The following is a 19,519-nucleotide window of genomic DNA, read 5'->3' on the forward strand; positions in this document are numbered from 1 at the left end:
TCCCCTTAAAAGGCTTTTACAACGAGCCATATCTCCGCGCATATTTCACGATCTGCACAGTTCCGCGAGTCTATCAATTGATACCAAGTGAACACCATCTGAAGATATCCGAGGTCAAGGACAGCGTGGTGCGCGCCGGTCAAAATCTGGACGTGTTCGTAGCAGGGCCCTTCATCAAACATCTGGATCTGAATGATCCACAGAATATGACATCGCCTGCGAAGCGCGCAAGAACCGCCATAGCCAAGCACGTTAGCAACAAAGGATATAATGTATATTTCGGAGAAGATTCCAGGCTAAGCATGTCTGCGGATTTGCATTACGGCGATCTAAACAATGCAGTTATATATGAGCGACATCAAATCAAAAATCATCTAGATGCTGTCATTATTATTCCGGACAGTGCTGGTTCATTTTGTGAGTTGGGCGACTGGGCATCTGACAGGGCAATCTGTGAGAAGATGCTAATTATTGTTGATAAACAATATGACGGGAAAATATCTTACATCACCCAGGGGCCACTAAAGTTGTCCGCAAACATGAATGCGGTTGTCTCTTATATAGAATACTCCAATGAATTGGACCTAACTAATCAGTGCGACGAATTTCTAGGGAATGTGATTTCAAGGAAGCGGATCGAGGCACTGTATGGAAGATCATAGCGGATTATCTTCAATTTTATACTTGAGCACTCTTAGGGTAATTCAGCCTGCACGGGTTCAGGATACTTTTCGGCACATCGAAGAAGTTTGGGGGGCTATTTCGTCTGAGGTGTCTAGAGAGGATATCTACAGAACGCATGCAGAGCTCCGAGCGAATAACATGATCGTCCCCGTGAAGAAGGGATCATATGCGTTATCTCAGCTGGGTCGGCAGGCCGCTGACGCTATAACTAAAACGCGGCGATTGGATAATTTGCGTTTATTCTTGATGAAGAAGCAGCGTCGTGCCTATGTTCGGGATGCGAGGCGGTATGATTAGAGCGCTGATTCAGCGCTCTGGCGTTAAGGTGTAGCATGTAATGGGACGCGCGGTTCGTGAGAGCCGCTTCCCCTTGCTTGATAATCAACCAAGCGAAAGCGGCTCTCACGAACCGCGCATTTAAAGCAGTCTAGGGATTGGCAATACATGCCGCCTCGTTCTTATTTTCTATCTCCTGGGTTATCCGACTACGCGAATCTGCTGTCCGCCTATACTCCGGACAAATACGAAGCCGCTCTGAATTTTCAAATGGAGAGGGCTCTTCCATATCTCCCTGATATCGAAACTCTTGCTCTCTACATAGGCATCGATGCTGCGCTGATCCGCCAAATATTGCATCGAACGAGCTTTCATTACAGAACGTTTCAGCTAAAGAAAAGAAGCGGCCAATTTCGGACTATAAACAGCCCGAGAACTTATCTTAAAGTAACTCAATGGTGGATTTTAGATAATATTTTAAACAGAGTTCCGCTTAACGATAGCGTCCATGGGTTCAGAATTGGGCGAAGCTTTGTAACTAACGCAAATTTTCACCTCGGCGCCAAGCACATACTTAACGTCGACATTGAAAAATACTTCGACAACGTGAGTCAGAACATAGTCAGTGGCCTGTTTTCGTCCCTTGGCTACTCAGATGCTATGGCCTCAACACTTGCGCGAATTTCATGCCTGAACGGCAGGCTACCACAAGGGTCTCCCTGCAGCCCTTATATAGCGAACACCATTTTTGCATCGGCAGACAAAGAAATATATAAGTTATGCGAGAGTTCTGGATTCAAATTCACTCGCTATGCTGATGATATAACCATTTCTGCACCAACATATATTCCGGTTTTATTTCTGGCGGAGATAGAAAGAATAGTCTCCGTTCATGGATTTAGACTAAATAAAGAAAAAACACGATTTTCCGGACTAGGTGATCGTATGGAAGTCACGGGCCTCGTTATTAACGAGCGGGTGTCATTACCCAGAGAATGGCGATACCGAGCAAAAGCCTTGTTCCATCAAGCCTGCAAGAATCCGACGGTTTTCAAAGAGAGGTTGGCCGAAATTCAGGGCACTTATGGGGCTCTATTGGCGACTGATCCAGGTGGCATCGATCCTATTACCCGTAAGGGATACTCCGCGGTCGCAGCTGTTCAATCCACTTTTGGTAGATCACCCCGCACACCGGTCTGGAGCAGACCGCCACCTGAAAAGCAGTAATGCCACGGCCTCAATACTTTATTTGACTGAACGTCCGTAAGACCAGTAGTTGATCATCGAACCATTCTAGCGAACGAAGGCATCGCAGCTTCGCGCCGGCTCTGGCACCTTTCTGTCCAATTTTCGACAGAGCGTTCGAATGTTCGTGCCGATGAGGTCGCCAAAATTCTTGTCGTCCTCGCCGAGCGCCTCGATCCGAGCGTTGAGCGCCTGCACGATATTGTCGATTGAAGCATTGAGAATGCGGGCTCGCCCGGCGGCCGACGCGAAGCCGAGTTCGGCCAGGAACCGATCAAGTTCTGCGCCGTCGAGATCGCTAAGTGACGTCGCCTGCCCCAGGTAATAGGCAAACTCATCTGTGGTGCGCCGGTCCAGCATGGTCGGCATGACATCGTAGCGCGGTGTTGTCCTGATCTTGCCGCCGGACAGATGGAACAGAGCAAAATTCTTGGCATGCCCATCGACATTGCCGAGCAGGATGTCGAACAGGGTTATGTGCAGGAACTTCAGGCGCTCTCCGGCGGGGTTCTCTGTTCTATCGAGGATGGTGCGAATGGCTGCCACGTTGTAGCCGACAGCACCGCGCTCGGGCCGCTGATATTTGTGGCGCGCCGGCAGGCCCAATGCCTGGCAGAAGTCTTCCTGGTGAATGCGCGTCACGCGACCATTCTCGACCCGCCGATCGAAGCGTTCGACGAGCAGCACGGGGACGCCAGCGATCTTGAAGAGCTTGGTGCCGGCTGTATCGAACCAGTCAGACGACAGCGACATGGCGGCCTGCTCCCGCGCCGCATCTCGCTCATAGCGCTCCTGGGGCACCTTAAGGATATGCGTGGTCGGCGCCCCCTTCATGGGCTCCGCGAAGCGTCCGTCCGGCAACACGGTAACGGCGATCTTGCTCTGGACGCCGGCGAGTGGCGACGGATCAGCAAGGTCCTGCGGCAGCGGCTCGCGCCGATAGAGGGCTTCTACGAGCGCGGTGAGCTCCTGGTCGCTATAGGGTCTGTAGTCCTCTCCTAGCGTGCCTGGAACCTTGGTGGGTGGCGACCCCTGCGGCAGGACCGAGACGGCGCCGGCGCAGTCCTTGCCGAGGTGGAAGAGAATGCCGACGATGTCGTCGGTCGACAGGCGATACTTGGCGATGACATCTGCCCGCGCACTGTCACGCTCCTGGAGCAGATTGTCGAAATAGGCCCGTGTGGCAAAGTCGTCGAAGCTGCCCTGAGCCAGCGGAAGCGACAAGGACAAGGCAAGGGCGTCCGGCCGGCCCGCATATTGGTCTGCATAGACAAAGCGGGCCGCGCCACGATCGTCGGACGAGAGCTGGCCGATCGGATCATCAAAACCATCCAGGCGAACATCGAGCTGCATCAGCGGACTTTCAATTGCATGTCGATGCCGAGCGCCGTCAGGACCTGCAGCACCTTGCCTATCTCAGCGGTAGATTTACCGTTCTCCAGGTCAGAAACGAACCGGCGACCGACGCCGGCGAGGTCAGCGAACTGCTGCTGGGAAAACCCCCTGCTCTTGCGTGCGCTGGCTACGGCGAGCCCAAGATCCTCGCTCGAGCGAACCACTCTGGGTGACGAATAGGTATTTTCAGCCACGTGCTGGCATCCTCAAAGTGTTCCCGATCGGGAGCAATACGGGGATATGGCAAGCGTAACAAGCTTAATGTTCCCGTTCGGTATCAAATGAGCTGAAATAGGTATTTTGTTCCCGCTCGGGAGCCGGCGTTGGTTACTCCCGGCTCTGACCAAGTGCGCAGCTTCTTGTGCTTCCCGCCACGCAGTCCCGTCGAGCGCATCGCTATAAAATACTCAAGCGAACATGCTCAATCACTCGACAGGAACTACAATGCCGGCCAACAAGCCCTTTGCGGGCACCCGCCTTACGACTTTCCTCCAGAAGCGCATTCTGGAGCTCCGCTCCATCAAGACCCAGGCCGAGATCGCCAACGAGACCGGTTTCATCAATCCCAACATGCTCTCGATCATCAAGACCGGCAGCAATCGCCTACCCATTGATCGTGTGCCCGCGCTTGCCAGGGCGCTCAACACGGACCCGCGCCACCTGCTGCAGCTCGCTCTCGAGCAGTGGGTCGGCGGAACGGCCGCCAGGACCTTCGATGAGATATTCGGCACCATCGTCACGTTGAACGAAATTGGCTGGCTTAATGAAATCCGCGACGCCTCTAATCACACCGATCCGACGCTGACCACCCGCTCTCGCTCCGCTGTTCGCGCCATCTTCGGGAAGTAGATCATGCACACCACCACTTCATCACGCCCGGGCCGCCGGCCCGGCGACATGCTGATCGAGCGCCTCTGGCTGATGGCGCTGACGCCAGGCCTTCGCATGCCTATGCCGACAGTCGAACGGATCCAGGCCCTCAAGTGCCTCGCGGCCGGGTGGCGGGCCATCGATGACGCCGAGGAATCCCATGCTGAGTAGGCTTAAGACTATCGCCGCTTCCCTGGTTGGTCGGGCGATCCCGCTGCGCCTGCGGTATGCCGTGTTCATCGACGGTGACGGGGTATCGCCCAAGGAGGCGAAGCGGGTGCTCGATCACCTCGCGACCGAGGGATACATCTCCACCCTGCGCGCCTATGGAAACTACAACGGGCGCGCCGCCGAAGGATGGGCAAAGCTCATCCGCAACCGGGGGATCGTCGCACGGCATATGCCATCTCTGGTCCCCGGCAAGAACGCCACCGACATCGCTCTCGCCATTGATGCAATCGAAGTGCTGCTGACCCACTCCATCGACACCTTCGTGCTCATCGTCAGCGACGCCGATTTCACACCACTGGCGAACCGTCTGAGGGAAGGCGGCAAGCGCGTGCTGGGTTATGGAAGTCCTTCCACCCCGGAGTCGCTACGGAGGGCGTGCACAGCGTTTATCGATCTGCGGGCGCCGCACCTGACTGTCGATCACACCGGGACTCCAGCCGCCCTCTGGAGCCGCTTACCGAGCGACGCCGAAGCGATGGTGGTCGCAGCACTGATCGAGCTTGGTTGGGATGACCAGCCAGTGGCTCTACAAATCTTGGGTGAACACCTCGCGCGACGCAATAACGGCTTCGATACCCGCGCCTACAGCAGACGCACTTTGACCGACCTTTTGCGAGGTCTGCCATCGGTCCAGCTGATCGAGCGAGATGGACAACACCATGCTTGTCCTGCTCAGCCAAAAGCTGGGACTGGCTGACTTCCTCAACAGGGAGCCGCCGAGGTCGACAGAGACAGTGGGAGCGAAGTCCTAGAATACCCTTGGTGTAGCGATGGGGATCGATTGGGGTGCCACCAGCACGGGCGCTCCTATCCTCCTCTCCGGGTATTTTGCCGCATTCTCGCCACAAAATGTAAAGGTCGATGTAAACTTACGGGCCAAATATGTAAACTTAGCGCCCAAAAAGGTAAAGCTAGAGCCGCCGGAGGCCCTCTCAATGTAAAACTCATGTAACACTGAGCAGCATTTATCGGCCGTTTTCGGGCTCTAAGTTGTCATAGCTTTACACTATGTTGACATTTTTTCCTCAAGACGCTTTTTTTGATGGCATGTAAAGGTCGCGAGCCTGTCTACGACAATCAAGCGAGGCCCAGCGTCCACCAAAAGCTCCCTATAGCCGCAGAGCTATTCGCAGTCGTTTCAGGATCACCACGGTGACCAACGGCAGAAACAGGGTGGGATTGAAGAAATAGCTATTTTTATCCCGCTGCACCACCCCCTCACCTGTAGCTTGAAGGGATCGCCGCCAGACCAGACCTGCGTCACCAGTGTCCATCCATCCACGTCGTCACGCGTTCACGTCTCGCCACGCGGATAGTCTGGCACCGGCGACAAGGAGGACGCCAGGCGTGCCGAGTGCTCATGCTCTACGGCTCCGCGGCACCTGGCCTCCTCCATGGCGAACGGCGAACAACTCCCCTGAAAGGATCCCCGGCACCATCTGCGTCACTCCGCGGGCGAGTTCGCTATAACTGGAGCGATATAAGGTCATACAAGGATCGAGACTCGCCATGGCTACCTTCCCCGCTAATAGATTCAGCCCGACGCCGGTAGAATTTCGCGCCTGGCTCTCCCGTTGGCCCTTCTCCCGGCTGGTTACGCTTACCCTCAACGAGCCTGGAATGGACATCGGCCGCAGCGCCGATGCCGCGGTCCGCCTCATGCGTGATCGGCTCTACCAGTTCGATGCACGGATGAACCGGAAGCTCATCGGCAGGGACTGGCAGCGTCGTCCTGACAATCGCATGTTCCATTTCTTCGCGCCGGAGAAGTTACAGACCAATCCTCACTGGCACGGCGTCGTTTGCTTCTTCGGAGCGGAGAGTGGGGAATTACGGCGGCAGGAAGAAGTATTTGACCGCTATGCCCCTTCAATTTGGAGCGATCTGGCCGAGAAGGGTTCCGCCGATGTCAAGATCATCAATGATCTTGGCGGCGGCATTGACTATGTTGCAAAGTCACTATCGATGGGAGTAAATTTCGACCATTGCATCTTCCCTGATCAGTTCTGGGCGACGCACCTCTAAGAACCACGATGCATGTCGCCCGCGACGCGGGGACGGCTAGTCACCCATAGAGCAGACTTGAAACTTCCATTGCGGTCGGAAACGACGGCAATCGTATTCTATGGAAGCTCGAATCTTACCGACTTCATCGAGTAGCCGGCGCCGCCAGGCGACGATCAAGGCCGAAGGCCGCGAAGGCGAGCGAAGCGAGTAAGGCCCTCAGGCCACCGCCTCACCAGCGCTCCGATTGATCACATCGATCACGTCGAACAGCTCACTGGTGCGCTTCATCGAGAACACCTGTTCCGGACCAGACGGCGCAATGTCCTTGAAGGGGCTTTCATAAAGTAGCCGCGGATCCATGACGCCCTTTTCGGTCAGGTGCTCGATCACCAGCTCGACGAATTCGATCTGATCGGCGCTGGCAGACTTTTCGGCAATGAAGGTGCTGAAGGCTTCGGCAACGGCGGCACGTTCAAGTCCTACCAAAGACCGGATGAACCGACCCAGGCCGTGGCTCAATGCTGCGGCTTTTTCGATCTGTGTCCGGTCGCCAATGCCGGCCGAGAGCAGCAGCTCGGAGAGCTGTTCGATGTCGGTCTGGGTCAAGGGCAGGCCACGGCGCAGCTTCTGCAGAGTGAGGTTGTCGTCATGCTCGCGCAGGAAGTGGCGGGTCTTGCGCTTGAAACGGATGAAGTCGACCGAGCCGATCTCCGGCAGGTCGACATTGCTGCCGGCGCCGAGCTCATCGATGAAGTCGGAATAGACAATGCCGCGCTTGGTCTTTTCGACGTGCTGGACCAGGTTGCGCAGGCGCAGGCGCACCAGCTCGAGCAGTGGCACGGTGATGCCTTCCCACCAGGTCTCGGCCTGGATCTCAAGGATCAGCACCTGCTGCGCCGCCACGACCGGGATCGAGAACTGCTCCTCGAGCGCGCTGGCGATCAGCAGCAGCTGCTTGCGGTGCCGATCGAAGCTCTTGCTGCCGCGCAGCAGGCCCAGTTGCAGATTGAGCATCAGCAGGTCGAAGCGCTTGGCCGCCTCGCAGCCGAGCTTCCGGTCGGTCGGCAGCGCCGCGACCTCGTCGACTAATTCCTGGCGCGCTGCCTGGTCGAGCGCAAGCCAGGTTTCCGGCCTCTGGAACCTCTCCACCACCCGCCGGTGCGGGCGCACGATGAAGTTGTCCAGGTTCATGCCGGCCACATAGTCGCGAAGGGACTCTACGGTCGCCTCACGCACCTCGCCCTCGGTAGCTGGCGGCGCCACCGACCCATCGGCGCCCACGAAGCTGCCGCCCGCGTCGGCGGCTCCCAGCAGCCCTGCAGTCTTCTCCTTTTCGTCTAGCGCCAGCACCAGGTCGAGCCGGGTTTCGAACAGGCGCTCGGAGATGCCCTTGCCGGTCGAGCCCTCGATCACAGGCAGGTTCTGGCTGAAGAATTCCAGGTTCTGGCAGAAGTCGAAGACGTAAAAGCATTCCTTGTCGAGACCGGGCCCGAACAGGTCCGTGCAGAGGCGCGTGCCGCGGCCGAGGATCTGCCAGAACTTGGTCTTGGATCGGATCAGTTTGAACAGCACCAGGTTAACCACTTCCGGCACATCGATGCCGGTGTCGAGCATGTCGACCGAAATGGCGATGTGCGGGTCCTTGTCCTTGGTCGAGAAGTCGTCGATCAGGCTTTGGGCATAATCGGTCTTGTGGGTGATGATCCGGGCGAAGTGGCCGGCCAGCGATGGGTAGTTGGCGTTGAAGCGCTGTTCGATGAACTCGGCATGGGCCTGGTTCTTGGCGAAGATGATGGTCTTGCCCAGCCGGTCACCGCCCTCGACCTTGAGCCCGTGCGTCATCACATGCGCCAGCACCTTGTCGACGGTGTCGGTGTTGAACAGCCATTTGTTGACCGCCAGGGCATCGACACTGTCGGGGATCTCTTCCTCGTCCCATTCCAGCATGTCCCACTGGTCTTTTTCGAGGTCGCTGAGGTCCTCGTATTTGATGCCTTCGCGCTGGAATTTCAGCGGCACCGAGACCGCTTCGGGCGGCACCAAATAGTCATCGGCCACGGCCTGCTCGAGCGAATAATAGTCGGTCGGCACGCCGTCCTCGAGCTCGAACAGCCCATAGGTATTGTGGTCAATTTCGTCGCGCGGCGTCGCGGTGAGGCCCACGAGCAGGCTGTCGAAATAGTCAAAGATCGCGCCATAGCGCTGATAGACCGAACGATGCGCCTCATCGATGATGATCAGGTCGAAATGACCGACGCCGAACTGCCGGCCTTCGTCGCGCTTCTGATCGATCAGCCCCATCATGGTCGGATAGGTCGAGACATAGACCCGGCCCTGGGTGGCCTTGTCGGTGACGAGGTTCACTGGCGCCGAGTCCGGCAGATGCGCCTTGAAGGCGCCCACGGCTTGATTGACCAGCGCCACCCGGTCGGCGAGGAATAGAATGCGCTTGGCCCAGTTGGCCTTCATCAGCAGGTCGGCCAGGGCGATGACGGTGCGCGTCTTGCCCGAGCCGGTGGCCATGACCAGCAAGGCCTTGCGCTGCTTGTCGGTCTCGAAGCTCTGCGCCACCTTGGCGATGGCCCGGCGCTGGTAGTAGCGGCCAACGATGGACTTGTTGATGTCGGTCTCGACCAAGGCCCGGCGCGCGCGGCGCCGCTCGATCAGCAGCGCCAGCTCGGCTTTCTTCAAAAAGCCCTGAATGGCGCGCGCCGGGTATTCGGCATCGTCCCAGATCCAGTGCTCATAGCCATTGGTGTAAAAGATCACCGGCCGCTGGCCGAACTGGGCTTGCAGCCCATCGGCATAGAGCTTGGCCTGCTGCTGGCCGGCGCGGGCATCGCGCTTGGTGCGCTTGGCCTCGATCACCGCCAGCGGCTTGCCGTCATCGCCCCACAACACATAATCGGCATAACCGACGCCCGCGGTATTGGGCATGCCGGCAATGGGGTATTCGCGATCCCGCACGTCGGCCAACGGCCAGCCGGCCTCACGCAGCAGCACATCGATGTAGGCGTCGCGGGTAGCCGCTTCGCCCAGGTCATGGGCGATGGGTGCGGCGAGGTTCTCGCGCTTGGCCGCGGCGATCTCAGCCTGCAGCGCCTTGATCTGGGCGTCCTGCTCGGCATTGAGCCGGCCCAGCTCGGCAACGCTCTGGCCCTTGGCTTCCAGCTCGGCATTGAGCTGCTGCAGCTGGGCAAAACTGCGCTTGAGCACCTCATCGCGGCGGCTGAGTTCCTGGGGGTCGAATATCAGGTTCGCCGCCGGTCGTGCCCTGCGGGCATAGGTCGAGGCGAGCCAGAAGCAGATATGGAACAGGTCGGTGACGGCCTGGGTGGCGTCGGCCTTGGCGGTTTCACGCGCCTCGTGTGCGGCCTGGTTGCCGATGCGCACGATGAGCTTGGCCTTGGCATGGATAGCATCGCCGGCCGCCGCCTTGAAGCTGGGTTCATGGATCAGGGCGCTGAGGCCTTTCTCATACGGGAAGCGCAGCGCGCTATCGTGCTTGAATACCCATTTGACGGCGGTTTCGAGTGTCTTGCGAGCATAGATCGCCGCCGCACCGGGCGAGCCCAGCCCCTGCCGCTCCGCCTCCCGCGCCAGCGCGAATATCTCGGGGAATTCGTCGGCGAGGAAAGCGAAGTTGGACATGGGCGATGCAGTGTCCGCAGTTAGAGCTGGCCGGAGAAGGCGCGATGCTGGAGGGAGGAGAAAAGGGACTCCGCCATTAATGATGATGATATGGCGGCGGCTTTCGTGTCGTTAATCGTCGACTTATGCTCAGAAAAAGCTCGTTGCTTATCGAGTGGTGGAACTACGATCTCAAGCGGCGCCAAGTCTTGCTTATTCAGCTGCGGCACGGAACTACCGGAAGAAATTTCGGCCAGATTAAACCCCTGAAACCACTGATATAAATATTCACCGTCAACATATTCGGGATTTGCAGCCACGGCCATCACATTTGGATCAAGGATTGCAGGTCGCGAAATCACTCTCTTTTTGTTTGTGGCAATTGCACCCCCTCGCTTGGGGAATATTATTGAACCCGCAGGACAAGTGCCCGCCCTCGAGCCAGGCGCGGAACTCCAAAGTGCGGATGACCTAATAACCTCCTCATTGCCAGGCAAGTTCATATCGGAGACCTTGAGCATCAGATGACCGTCAAGCTGGCCGGTGTAGGGCTCACCTGCCGGGAGACTGTTCCCTGCGTAAAATCTTGCGACTTCTTCAAGGCGTGCAATCCTCATTCCGTGGGGGTTGCCACGCGGATCCCCAAACATCTCGAGAAAGATCGCCTGTGTCAGGCTGTCGAGCAGCGCGAGGACGCGCTTGCGCTTTTGGCGCACGGCCTCGGCCTTGTCTAAGATCGCTGCGATCCGTCTCTGTTCGTCGAGGGGTGGCAGGACCAATTGCACTAAGCGAAGGTCTTTCGCTGATAGGTGCTTCACCGTGACGAACGGTGTTGCATCCTCGATCTTTTGAAGGATGCTCGGCAGCAAATGATACAGATAGTCGACGTCGAGTTGGTCGGCCTTGGGCGTCACTTTACAGACTCGCTGGTTGAGCAATGCCGCTCCACCGCTCCAGCGTTCACGGTTGAACTCTCCGTCCATGCCGATCAGAAGGTCGCCGTTACGTAGTAAAAACTGTGGGTCGAAGTCGCCTTCGTAAAAGGTATTCGAATACCCTCGAGTTACGTCGCGAATGCGGACAAGCGGGTATCCAACGCCCTCTGCGTTGAATTGCGCAGACTTGAATGCAAAGCCGCTTAGAATCTCAACGACTGCGCCGAGTTGAATTGACCTGAAATGCGCCGTCAAAGCATCGCCTCCAGCTCATCCAGCCCCTGTGCGATCTCGGTTTCTAGCGCCTTCAGCTCCGCGATGATCTCCTTGGGCGCGCGGTGCTCGACCGCTGCGTGCACCACCTCCTTGTAGCGGTTGATTGACAGGTCATAGTCCGCACCGGCGATCTCGCCCTTGGGCACGGCAAAGCTCTGCTCGGTGCGGGCGCGCTCGCGCTCGCTGCTGATGCGCTGGCCCCAGCGCGCCAGCACGTCGGGCAGGTTGTTTTTGGCGTGCTCGTCGGCGCTCAGCGCCTCGACCGGCACGGCGCCCAGCTTCTCGACCGGCAGCAGCGGCTGGCGCTTGTCATCAAGGCTGATGCCATCGGCCTGCAGGTCATAGAACCAGACATGATCGGTGCCACCCGAATTGGTCTTGGTGAAGATGACGATGGCGGTCGACACGCCCGCATAGGGCCGGAACACGCCTGAGGGCAGCTTGATGATGGCATCGAGCTTGTGGTCTTCCACCAGCATTTTGCGGATCGCCTTGTGCGCCGTGGACGAGCCGAACAGCACGCCATCGGGCACGATCACCGCCGCGCGGCCGCCTGGCTTGAGCAGCTTCAAAAACAGCGCCATGAACAGCAGCTCGGTCTTTTTGGTTTTGACCAGCTTGAGCAGATCCTTGGCCGTGGTCTCGTAGTCGAGCGAGCCGGCAAAGGGGGGATTGGCCAAGATCAGCGAATAGCGCTCGGCGTCGCCGCCATGCTCTTCGGCCAGGCTATCGCGTGCCACCAGATTGGCGTCCTCGACGCCATGCAGCTGCATGTTCATCGAGCCGATGCGCAGCATCGTGCTGTCGAAATCAAAGCCGTTGAACATCTCGTTGTGGAAGTGCCGGCGCTGGGTCTCGTCGCGGAACAGGCCGGCGTGATGTCTGCGAAGATATTCGCCCGCCGCGACCAGGAAGCCGGCCGTGCCCGCGGCCGGGTCGCATATGACATCGCTGGGCGTGGGCGCCATCAGCTCGACCATCAGCTGGATGATGTGGCGCGGCGTGCGGAACTGGCCATTGGTGCCGGCGCTGGCGATCTTGCCCAGCATATATTCATAAAGATCGCCCTTGGTGTCGCGATCATCCATGGGGATATCGGCGAGCATGTCCACCACCTTGGCCAGCAGCGCCGGCGTCGGAATGGTGAAGCGCGCGCCCTTCATATGCTCGGCATGGCTGGTGCCGGCCTCGCCCATCTCGCGCAGGAAGGGGAAGACATGGTCGGCGACGATGGCGAACATCTCGGCCGGTGCCCGCTCCTTGAACACGCTCCAGCGCAGATCGCGATAGGCGCGACCACGAGCATCCTCGCCAGCGGGGAACACCGCCGGCACCGTGGCCGAGCCGAAGCGGGTGACCTGGTTGTCATGGTTCATCTGCGCATCATCGAGCCCACGCACAAACAGCAGATAGGTAATCTGCTCGATCACCTCGAGCGGATTGGAAATGCCCCCCGTCCAGAAGGCATTCCACACAGAATCGATCTTGGATCGCAGTTCACCGGTCAGCATTGAGATTCCTTTGTGCGATTCAGGCAGCCAAAGCTTGGGCTATGCCACTGTCGTTTAGCCAGTCCACCCAGCGACGCAAGAAAGAACGGAATCCGCCTTCAGAGATCCGAAAAACATGAGAGCCTACATATTTTCCGTCTGCACGGTGTTCACCGATGAACGCCAGCATGGTGGATATCTCGCCATCAGCGCTGAAACCGTCTGCGTTCAGAAATCCGACAACCCCATGAGCAAGCGAGTTGCGCATCGCGCGCACCGCCTCCATAGCATCAACAGATCCTGCCGCTACTGCAGACGATGGGTGGCGAAGACCAGTCGCCAGATCGTGTCGAAGCCCACCGGCGATGTTGAACCGCTGCTCCGTATAGACATAGCGCCAGTCATCGGCAGCATCAAAAAATGGCATGGCGGATAGTGGCGGTTCACCATTAAAGACCGCTCGCAAACGGGCAGCGAGGTTTCGGTCGAGTGGCCGGTCGTCGGCGTTACGATTCTTGTCTCGCCAAGTAAGCATGCGTTCGACTGGTAGGACCACCACCGGTGTCGCCATAGCGAGCAAGAACGTCGTCGTGAGCGGACCACCGTAGAGTTTAGTGTGCTCGTCGACCGCCAGCACATTATCCCAGAGCTTATCGACAAGCTCCAGGCAACGCGCCGGTAGCTCTATGCTGTAATTAGACGGAATGCCCATCGTTGTCCCCCCTGGACCAACTGATCGAAGTTCAAAGAACTGGTCAACCTCAATGTCTTGTTGCGCGCGGCACGCGTTCCGGTGACAGTGCAGCGAGGGGGACTCTATGACCAAAACCTGGATGGTGCGCGCTGGACGTCACGCGGTGTTCGTGGACGACTTCCGTGACGAAGGCCTTGTATCGATCGGCTGGGGTGAGCTCGGATCCCTGGACACCTATGCCAGCCGGGCAGAACTCGCCCGCGCTGTAGCGGCGAATTGGCCGGAGTCGGGCAAACAGACGCAGTCTATGGCGGTCGGCCAGATCTGGCGGTTCAAAGACGAGATCGGCAAGGACGACACCGTCGTCACTTATGACCCAGGTCGGCGTGTCTATCTCGTCGGCACCGTCACCGAAGTCTACCGGTTCGATCCTGCGCACGCCGAACAACCCCACCTCAAAAAAATCCACTGGGACGGTGAGGTCAGCCGCGACCTATTGAGCGCCAGCACCAAGAACAGCCTGGGAGCCATCTCCACCATCTTTCTGGTGCCCAAGGAGGCGGCAGCAGACCTCAAACGCGCCATGGCCTCACAGGCGCCCGCTGACGCCCCAGAGGCCATCGAGGCCGACGAGGCGGTCCTTGCCGAAGACATGCAGGCAAAGGCGCTGGAGTTCATAAAGGACCGCGCGGCAAAGCTGGACTGGGACCAGATGCAGCGCTTGGTCGCCGGCCTGTTGCGGGCGATGGGCTACAAGACCCGGGTGTCCCCAGCAGGTCCAGATCGCGGCAAGGACATCGTCGCGTCCCCAGATGGCTTCGGCTTCGAGAGCCCGCGCATCGTGGTCGAAGTGAAGCACCGCAAGGGCGCCATGGGCAGCCAGGAGATCCGCAGCTTCCTTGGTGGCCGCCACAAGGACGACAAGGGCCTTTATGTCAGCACCGGCGGGTTCTCGAAGGATGCGCGATATGAAGCCGAGCGCGCCAGCATCCCCCTGTCACTGATGGACATCGACGAACTCGTCGAGGCGCTGATCGAGAACTATGACAGCCTCGATAACGAAACCAAGCAGCTCCTGCCGCTGCGCCGGCTGTATTGGCCGATCTAGGTAGCGGTCAGGCGTGGCAACGGTATTAGCAACGGGTGCGAGAAGGCGGCCATGATGCGCCAAACCAGCCGCCCAGGAAACGATAGGGCCGTCACGACGGACCAGTGCAGTTGATCGCATAAGGAGGCCATCTTGGCTCTATCCGCAGAAGCAAAACGTCTACTCACGTTACGGGATCGCCTTGAATCCTTCCCCGGCGGTGCTGATTGGACAGAGATCGGCATAATAACGGGCTACTCTCAGGCAATTAATGGTCACTCTCGACTTCTGCGAAGCCAAAGCTTTGGTGATGATGACTACGGGAGTAGCATCCTCGATGTTCTTAACCGTATCAGTCAGGACGACTCCAGTCAGCTTAGCACCATTGAAGACTACCTAAACCGGCAGGTTGATGGTGGGGGAGTAAATATTGGGGCCACTGCCAATCCAGGCCCAAAATTTTACATTAGTCCAACTGCTTTCAACATTCCTGACACAGGCACCGAACATGATCTGATGTCTGCAATGATGCCGTTCGATAGGCAGTTCGACGGCGTTTATGCGACCATTGGCCGGGTGGCCTCATCAAACTTTATGACCGCCCAACGAGCGGACAACATCTGGCAACACAGCACCATCATACAAGACGTGTTCGCCCTTATATTCAGGTCGTCCATTGTGATCTGCGATTTCTCAGGTAAAAACCCCAACGTTTTCTATGAGGCCGGTATCGCCCATACGCTGGGCAAGCACGTCATTCCGATCGCTCAGCATATCAGCGAGCTACCTTTCGACCTGCAACATCACCGAGCGATTATCTATCAGAATAACAATGAAGGACTAGGCACCCTTGAGCGGAAGCTGAACGAACGCGTTGCCTACTTGCTGAGCTTGTCCTGACCCGTCATTTGCAGCGCGACCTAGCTCTGCGCTGGCTTCCACCCGGCACCGAGCATGCTGTCCAAATAACCCAAGATGAGCGAGGGCGGGCCACCAACATACACGCAGCCGCAATATCCACAGACCCGGGCATCAACCTCTAGCGGTCCGCTAGAGGCCTCAATACGGCGCCGCTCACCAGGTAGCAGCCCGCGCTGCCGACTTGCGCCTTTGCCTGAGCATTGAGTAGGACATGTGGTCATCGCGGGGCAACCTTGCGCTTTTCCACATATGCGCATTCGGCGTTTTGGCATGTCAGTGTGCGCTCTTGATGGCCGAGCGGCCCAAAAATCGGGTCTGGCCTAGAACTCGTGACTTTCATCTTTCCCTCCTGGCAAAGAGGGCAGGCTTCACCGGACGTAAGGGTTGCAATTCGTGCTGTGAGGGCGGCGATCTGTTGATCGCGTTCATGGATAAGTTCGCGGGCATCCGTTAGCGCGATTTTTGCGTCGCCAAGATTGCTGTAAAGATCTGCCATCTGGGCTCTATAGGCCGCCGCGTCTAGGTCGCGCTCAATGTCGCGCAGGTCCTTTGTGATCTTAATTGCCTGCCCTAATGCGGCTAGGCCCGTCATTACGTCCATTACCGAATCCCCCATGGCGATGGAGCAAACAGTGGAACATTTCCTTGGCCTTCGCCATGGCGCTAGTGCTACCAAAAGGTGCTACGATTGCCCGCTACGGCAATCTGCCAAACCATTGATATAACTGGATAAAAGGAATTGGCTGGGGAACCTGGATTCGAACCAAGATCGACGGAGTCAGAGTCCGCTGTTCTACCATTGAACTATTCCCCAGCAGGCCGTTGGCCGGCTGGCGCAGGAGACGGATCGTCCGGCGCGGGGTCTGCATAGACAATGCAGCGGGCAATTGCAAGCGGCTGCAAGGCAATTAGCAACAGCCATTGCCGGCGGGCAGCGCGTGGCGGGGTTGGCGCGGTATCGCCGCCCGGGGATAAGCGCATCAGGGCGTGGCGCGGGGCGACAGGCTAGCGCGATTTGGCGCGATTGTTGATTGCATCATAATCCATGATACACAGTCAAAACTGCATCCTGCCTCGCCCGAAAGAGCCCCTATGAGCCGAAATTTTCTGGTCGTTGATCCTGAACAGGACATGGATGTGCTCAAGGGCCTGGCCTCGCCAATCCGGGTCAAGATATTGAAACTATTGCATGTCGAGGGGGCGATGAACGGCAATGACATCGCCGAGCGGCTCAGCCTGCCGCAATCGACGGTGTCGACCAATATCGGCATTCTCGAAGGGGCCGGACTGATCCGCACCGAGACGCAGAAGGCGCGCAAGGGGAATCAGAAGATCTGCCACTCGATGTTCGACGAGGTGATGGTGATGTTCAAGGAGGACATCAGACCCCTGCGCAATGACACGATCGAGGTGGCCATGCCGCTGGGGCTCTATACCAGCTGCGAGGTCTCGGCGCCGTGCGGGCTGTGCTCGGCGGAGGGGATTATCGGGCTGCTGGACGTGCCGGACACGTTTCTCGATCCGGACCGGATGAAGGCGGGGCTGCTATGGTTCACGCGGGGATTTCTCGAATACCAGTTCCCCAACAATGCCAAGCTGAGCCAGACGCGAATCGAAGCGATGGAATTTTCCATGGAGCTGAGTTCGGAGGTGCCGGGCACCTCGGCGGACTGGCCGAGCGATATCACGCTATCGGTCAATGGCACGGAAATCGGCACCTGGATGAGCCCGGGGGACTTTGGGGACAAGCGCGGCGTCTATACGCCGGACTGGTGGAAGCTCAAGGGCAGCCAGTATGGCAAGCTCAAGAGCTGGCGGGTGACCACGGACGGCACCTATGTCGACGGCATGAAGATCTCGCCGATCTCGCTGGTGGACCTGGACCTGGCCAACCACCACTCGATCCGGCTGCGCATCGCCGTCAAGCCGGATGCCAAGCATCCCGGGGGCATCAATATTTTCGGGCGCGGCTTCGGCAATTACGACCAGGAAATCATCATGCGGCTGCAGACCGAACGGTAGCCTGGGCGGGCGGGGATAGATCACCCGCTCCACAGCCAGCGCCGCGGCGCGCGGCGCCACCGCCACAATGCTGCCACCGGTTCGTCGCCACGGCGTCACCAGTCTGAACGCATGATGACTGCGCGCCGCGGAGGGCGCGCAGTGGGCTTCAGCCGACGGCGACGGCTGTGCGCGGCATGTCGGAGAGGACTTCGGCGGTGCCGTTGCGGATGATGACGATCTCTTCGAGACGCAGGCCGAAACGGCCCTGCAGGTAGATCCCCGGCTCGATGGAGAATACCATACCCTCCTCCAGCAACGTGTCCGAGCTGGCGGTGATATAGGGCGTCTCGTGGATGTCGATGCCCAGGCCATGGCCGGTGCGGTGCATGAAATTGGGGCCATAGCCGGCGGCGGTGATGATGTCGCGGGCGGCCTTGTCGACGGCGCTGGCCGGGGCGCCGGGCACCGCCGCGGCGATGGCGGCCTCGACGGCGCGGTCGAGGATGGAATGGATCTGGCCAAAGCCCTCGGGGGCGGCGCCGAAATAGCCGACGCGGGTCATGTCGGAGGGATAGCCGGCAATGCGGCCGCCGGTATCGATCAGCACGGCATCGTCGGGTTTGAGTTGCGTCTCGCCGGTATGGTGATGCGGGAAGGCGCCATTAGGGCCGAAGCAGACGCTGGTGAATTCGGGCGTGGCGCCATTGGCCTTGTAGAAATCGCGGATGACGGTGGCGACCTCGCGCTCGGTGATGCCGGGGCGCAGGGCGGCAAAGCCGGCCGCCATGGCGGCGTCGTTGAGCACGGCACTGGCCTTGAGCGCTCGATACTCGGTCTGGTCCTTGCGCGAGCGCAGGTAGCCCACCGTGTCATTGGTGAAGCGGCGGCTGGCGCCGGGCAGCGTATCGAGGACCAGGAGGGCAAAATCGGCGCGCATGGTTTCGTCGAGCACGATGGACGGCGCGCTGCGGTCAATGCCGGTGGCGGTTAGAATCTCGTCGAGCGCGGCGGCCGGACCATCGGCATCGGCCCAGGGGAAGAAGGGAAGATCGGTATGCTGGCGGGCGCTGTCGACATTGAGCGCGGGCATCAGGAAACCGGCGAAGGTCGCCGAAACCATGAGCAGGACCGGGCGCTCGTCGCCATGCGGGGCGAGATCGGCCAGATAGAGCATGTGGCTGGAGGGGCCGATGACGACCAGATCGGTATGGGTGGCGGCCATGCGGGCACGTAGGGCGGCAAGGCGGGCGGTGAGGATCGGGGTCATGGGGGCTCGGGTAGTTAGGGAAATAGGGTTGCCAGCGCAAAGGTCGCTAAGTTCATGGCCAGTTGTGCGCTTCGTGCTCAGTATCGAATGCGTGAATGATTGGGTCTGCCAATCCTAGAGTTTGGTAGCAGTAGTCGGCGCCAACAAACAGGAAGTGTTTCGCAGAGCGTTGGAATGGATCTGTATCACGCCAGAAATTCAACAAGCGCGAGTTGCTGGCTTTCTTAATGAAAACTTGGCCACCATATCCGCCGCTGCTATCACTATTGGCTGAAATCGAATAGATCATCTCATCGACAGCAAGGTGGATCTCGCAATCAATCTCGATCCTAAAGTGCCTCCCTGTGGTTCCGCCCGGCGGCGATACGGCAAGACGCAAAACGCCTTTATGGCTGCCCAGATCCAAAGTGAATGGCGGCCGCGAAATGCCGTCGATTGGGGATGGAAAGTCAATCCAGCGAACATCGGGATCGGGAAACATGACGCTAACCTAACTTGCGGAGAGAT

Annotated in this window: 18 protein-coding genes and 1 tRNA gene; 9 read left to right on the plus strand and 10 right to left on the minus strand. The window is 58.6% G+C overall.

Annotation, left to right across the window (positions count from 1 at the left end; translation table 11 throughout):
* The first annotated feature begins 128 nt into the window (after positions 1–128).
* Positions 129–662 (plus strand): hypothetical protein, encoded by a 534-nt coding sequence (locus tag AC4NN3_RS06300; RefSeq protein WP_491926220.1) that lies wholly within the window; start codon positions 129–131, stop codon positions 660–662.
* Positions 663–1,128: 466 nt separating this feature from the next.
* Positions 1,129–2,187, plus strand: a complete 1,059-nt coding sequence (locus AC4NN3_RS06305) for a reverse transcriptase domain-containing protein (RefSeq protein ID WP_491926221.1) — start codon at positions 1,129–1,131, stop codon at positions 2,185–2,187.
* 66 nt (positions 2,188–2,253) lie between these two features.
* On the opposite strand, the gene AC4NN3_RS06310 is transcribed toward AC4NN3_RS06305, so the two are convergent.
* The gene (locus AC4NN3_RS06310) at positions 2,254–3,558 is read right to left on the minus strand and encodes a HipA domain-containing protein (protein ID WP_491926222.1); all 1,305 of its coding nucleotides are present in this window, start codon (positions 3,556–3,558) and stop codon (positions 2,254–2,256) included.
* Positions 3,558–3,794: a helix-turn-helix transcriptional regulator gene (locus tag AC4NN3_RS06315; protein ID WP_491926223.1), complete on the minus strand. Its 237-nt coding sequence runs from the start codon at positions 3,792–3,794 to the stop codon at positions 3,558–3,560. The genes AC4NN3_RS06310 and AC4NN3_RS06315 overlap by 1 nt, the downstream gene beginning before the upstream one ends.
* 250 nt (positions 3,795–4,044) lie before the next feature.
* On the opposite strand from AC4NN3_RS06315, the gene AC4NN3_RS06320 reads away from it, so the two are divergent.
* From AC4NN3_RS06320 to AC4NN3_RS06335, 4 genes are all read left to right on the plus strand, one after another.
* Positions 4,045–4,449 carry a helix-turn-helix domain-containing protein gene (locus tag AC4NN3_RS06320; protein WP_491926224.1) on the plus strand — a complete coding sequence of 135 codons (405 nt, stop codon included), beginning with the start codon at positions 4,045–4,047 and terminating at the stop codon, positions 4,447–4,449.
* Between the two features lie 3 nt (positions 4,450–4,452).
* Positions 4,453–4,641, plus strand: a complete 189-nt coding sequence (locus AC4NN3_RS06325) for a hypothetical protein (protein ID WP_491926225.1) — start codon at positions 4,453–4,455, stop codon at positions 4,639–4,641.
* Positions 4,631–5,398, plus strand: a complete 768-nt coding sequence (locus tag AC4NN3_RS06330) for an NYN domain-containing protein (RefSeq protein WP_491926226.1) — start codon at positions 4,631–4,633, stop codon at positions 5,396–5,398. The genes AC4NN3_RS06325 and AC4NN3_RS06330 overlap by 11 nt, the downstream gene beginning before the upstream one ends.
* An 812-nt stretch (positions 5,399–6,210) precedes the next feature.
* Positions 6,211–6,726 carry a hypothetical protein gene (locus tag AC4NN3_RS06335; protein WP_491926227.1) on the plus strand — a complete coding sequence of 172 codons (516 nt, stop codon included), beginning with the start codon at positions 6,211–6,213 and terminating at the stop codon, positions 6,724–6,726.
* A gap of 198 nt (positions 6,727–6,924) precedes the next feature.
* Here the strand turns inward: AC4NN3_RS06335 and AC4NN3_RS06340 are convergent, their stop codons facing one another.
* Genes AC4NN3_RS06340 through AC4NN3_RS06355 form a run of 4 tightly spaced genes read right to left on the minus strand, consistent with a single transcriptional unit; the run spans position 6,925 to position 13,751 of the window.
* Positions 6,925–10,359 (minus strand): DEAD/DEAH box helicase family protein, encoded by a 3,435-nt coding sequence (locus AC4NN3_RS06340; RefSeq protein WP_491926228.1) that lies wholly within the window; start codon positions 10,357–10,359, stop codon positions 6,925–6,927.
* Between the two features lie 20 nt (positions 10,360–10,379).
* Positions 10,380–11,528, minus strand: a complete 1,149-nt coding sequence (locus AC4NN3_RS06345) for a restriction endonuclease subunit S (protein ID WP_491926229.1) — start codon at positions 11,526–11,528, stop codon at positions 10,380–10,382.
* Complete coding sequence (locus AC4NN3_RS06350; RefSeq protein WP_491926230.1) at positions 11,525–13,060, minus strand: type I restriction-modification system subunit M; 1,536 nt, start codon at positions 13,058–13,060, stop codon at positions 11,525–11,527. The genes AC4NN3_RS06345 and AC4NN3_RS06350 overlap by 4 nt, the downstream gene beginning before the upstream one ends.
* Positions 13,061–13,079: 19 nt before the next feature.
* The gene (locus AC4NN3_RS06355) at positions 13,080–13,751 is read right to left on the minus strand and encodes a hypothetical protein (RefSeq protein ID WP_491926231.1); all 672 of its coding nucleotides are present in this window, start codon (positions 13,749–13,751) and stop codon (positions 13,080–13,082) included.
* Between the two features lie 106 nt (positions 13,752–13,857).
* Between AC4NN3_RS06355 and AC4NN3_RS06360 the strand changes: the two genes are divergently transcribed.
* Positions 13,858–14,841, plus strand: a complete 984-nt coding sequence (locus AC4NN3_RS06360) for a restriction endonuclease (protein ID WP_491926232.1) — start codon at positions 13,858–13,860, stop codon at positions 14,839–14,841.
* 132 nt (positions 14,842–14,973) lie between these two features.
* Positions 14,974–15,720, plus strand: coding sequence for a hypothetical protein (locus AC4NN3_RS06365; RefSeq protein ID WP_491926233.1), 747 nt, complete (start codon positions 14,974–14,976; stop codon positions 15,718–15,720).
* A gap of 238 nt (positions 15,721–15,958) precedes the next feature.
* Here AC4NN3_RS06365 and AC4NN3_RS06370 read toward each other — a convergent pair whose 3' ends face one another.
* Together AC4NN3_RS06370 and AC4NN3_RS06375 are read right to left on the minus strand one after the other, a co-directional pair.
* The gene (locus AC4NN3_RS06370) at positions 15,959–16,342 is read right to left on the minus strand and encodes a hypothetical protein (RefSeq protein ID WP_491926234.1); all 384 of its coding nucleotides are present in this window, start codon (positions 16,340–16,342) and stop codon (positions 15,959–15,961) included.
* 139 nt (positions 16,343–16,481) lie between these two features.
* Positions 16,482–16,555 (minus strand) — tRNA-Gln (locus tag AC4NN3_RS06375).
* 278 nt (positions 16,556–16,833) lie between these two features.
* Between AC4NN3_RS06375 and AC4NN3_RS06380 the strand changes: the two genes are divergently transcribed.
* Complete coding sequence (locus tag AC4NN3_RS06380; protein WP_491926235.1) at positions 16,834–17,763, plus strand: ArsR/SmtB family transcription factor; 930 nt, start codon at positions 16,834–16,836, stop codon at positions 17,761–17,763.
* 148 nt (positions 17,764–17,911) lie between these two features.
* On the opposite strand, the gene AC4NN3_RS06385 is transcribed toward AC4NN3_RS06380, so the two are convergent.
* Both AC4NN3_RS06385 and AC4NN3_RS06390 read right to left on the minus strand, forming a co-directional pair.
* A complete protein-coding gene (locus tag AC4NN3_RS06385) occupies positions 17,912–19,012 on the minus strand; it encodes a M24 family metallopeptidase (protein WP_491926236.1) in 1,101 nt (366 codons plus the stop codon).
* A gap of 52 nt (positions 19,013–19,064) precedes the next feature.
* Entirely contained in the window at positions 19,065–19,493 is a 429-nt protein-coding gene (locus AC4NN3_RS06390; RefSeq protein ID WP_491926237.1) for a hypothetical protein, read from the minus strand.
* Between the last annotated feature and the right edge of the window lie 26 nt (positions 19,494–19,519).

It is taken from the genome of Devosia sp. MDV22-iso42, assembly GCF_058629155.1.

Coding starts and splice junctions, on each gene's coding strand:
- AC4NN3_RS06305 (WP_491926221.1), top strand. CDS start 1,129: ATGCCGCCTCGTTCTTATTTTCTATCTCCTGGGTTATCCGACTACGCG.
- AC4NN3_RS06310 (WP_491926222.1), bottom strand. CDS start 3,558: ATGCAGCTCGATGTTCGCCTGGATGGTTTTGATGATCCGATCGGCCAG.
- AC4NN3_RS06320 (WP_491926224.1), top strand. CDS start 4,045: ATGCCGGCCAACAAGCCCTTTGCGGGCACCCGCCTTACGACTTTCCTC.
- AC4NN3_RS06325 (WP_491926225.1), top strand. CDS start 4,453: ATGCACACCACCACTTCATCACGCCCGGGCCGCCGGCCCGGCGACATG.
- AC4NN3_RS06330 (WP_491926226.1), top strand. CDS start 4,631: ATGCTGAGTAGGCTTAAGACTATCGCCGCTTCCCTGGTTGGTCGGGCG.
- AC4NN3_RS06335 (WP_491926227.1), top strand. CDS start 6,211: ATGGCTACCTTCCCCGCTAATAGATTCAGCCCGACGCCGGTAGAATTT.
- AC4NN3_RS06340 (WP_491926228.1), bottom strand. CDS start 10,359: ATGTCCAACTTCGCTTTCCTCGCCGACGAATTCCCCGAGATATTCGCG.
- AC4NN3_RS06350 (WP_491926230.1), bottom strand. CDS start 13,060: ATGCTGACCGGTGAACTGCGATCCAAGATCGATTCTGTGTGGAATGCC.
- AC4NN3_RS06355 (WP_491926231.1), bottom strand. CDS start 13,751: ATGGGCATTCCGTCTAATTACAGCATAGAGCTACCGGCGCGTTGCCTG.
- AC4NN3_RS06360 (WP_491926232.1), top strand. CDS start 13,858: ATGACCAAAACCTGGATGGTGCGCGCTGGACGTCACGCGGTGTTCGTG.
- AC4NN3_RS06370 (WP_491926234.1), bottom strand. CDS start 16,342: ATGGACGTAATGACGGGCCTAGCCGCATTAGGGCAGGCAATTAAGATC.
- AC4NN3_RS06380 (WP_491926235.1), top strand. CDS start 16,834: ATGAGCCGAAATTTTCTGGTCGTTGATCCTGAACAGGACATGGATGTG.
- AC4NN3_RS06385 (WP_491926236.1), bottom strand. CDS start 19,012: ATGACCCCGATCCTCACCGCCCGCCTTGCCGCCCTACGTGCCCGCATG.
- AC4NN3_RS06390 (WP_491926237.1), bottom strand. CDS start 19,493: ATGTTTCCCGATCCCGATGTTCGCTGGATTGACTTTCCATCCCCAATC.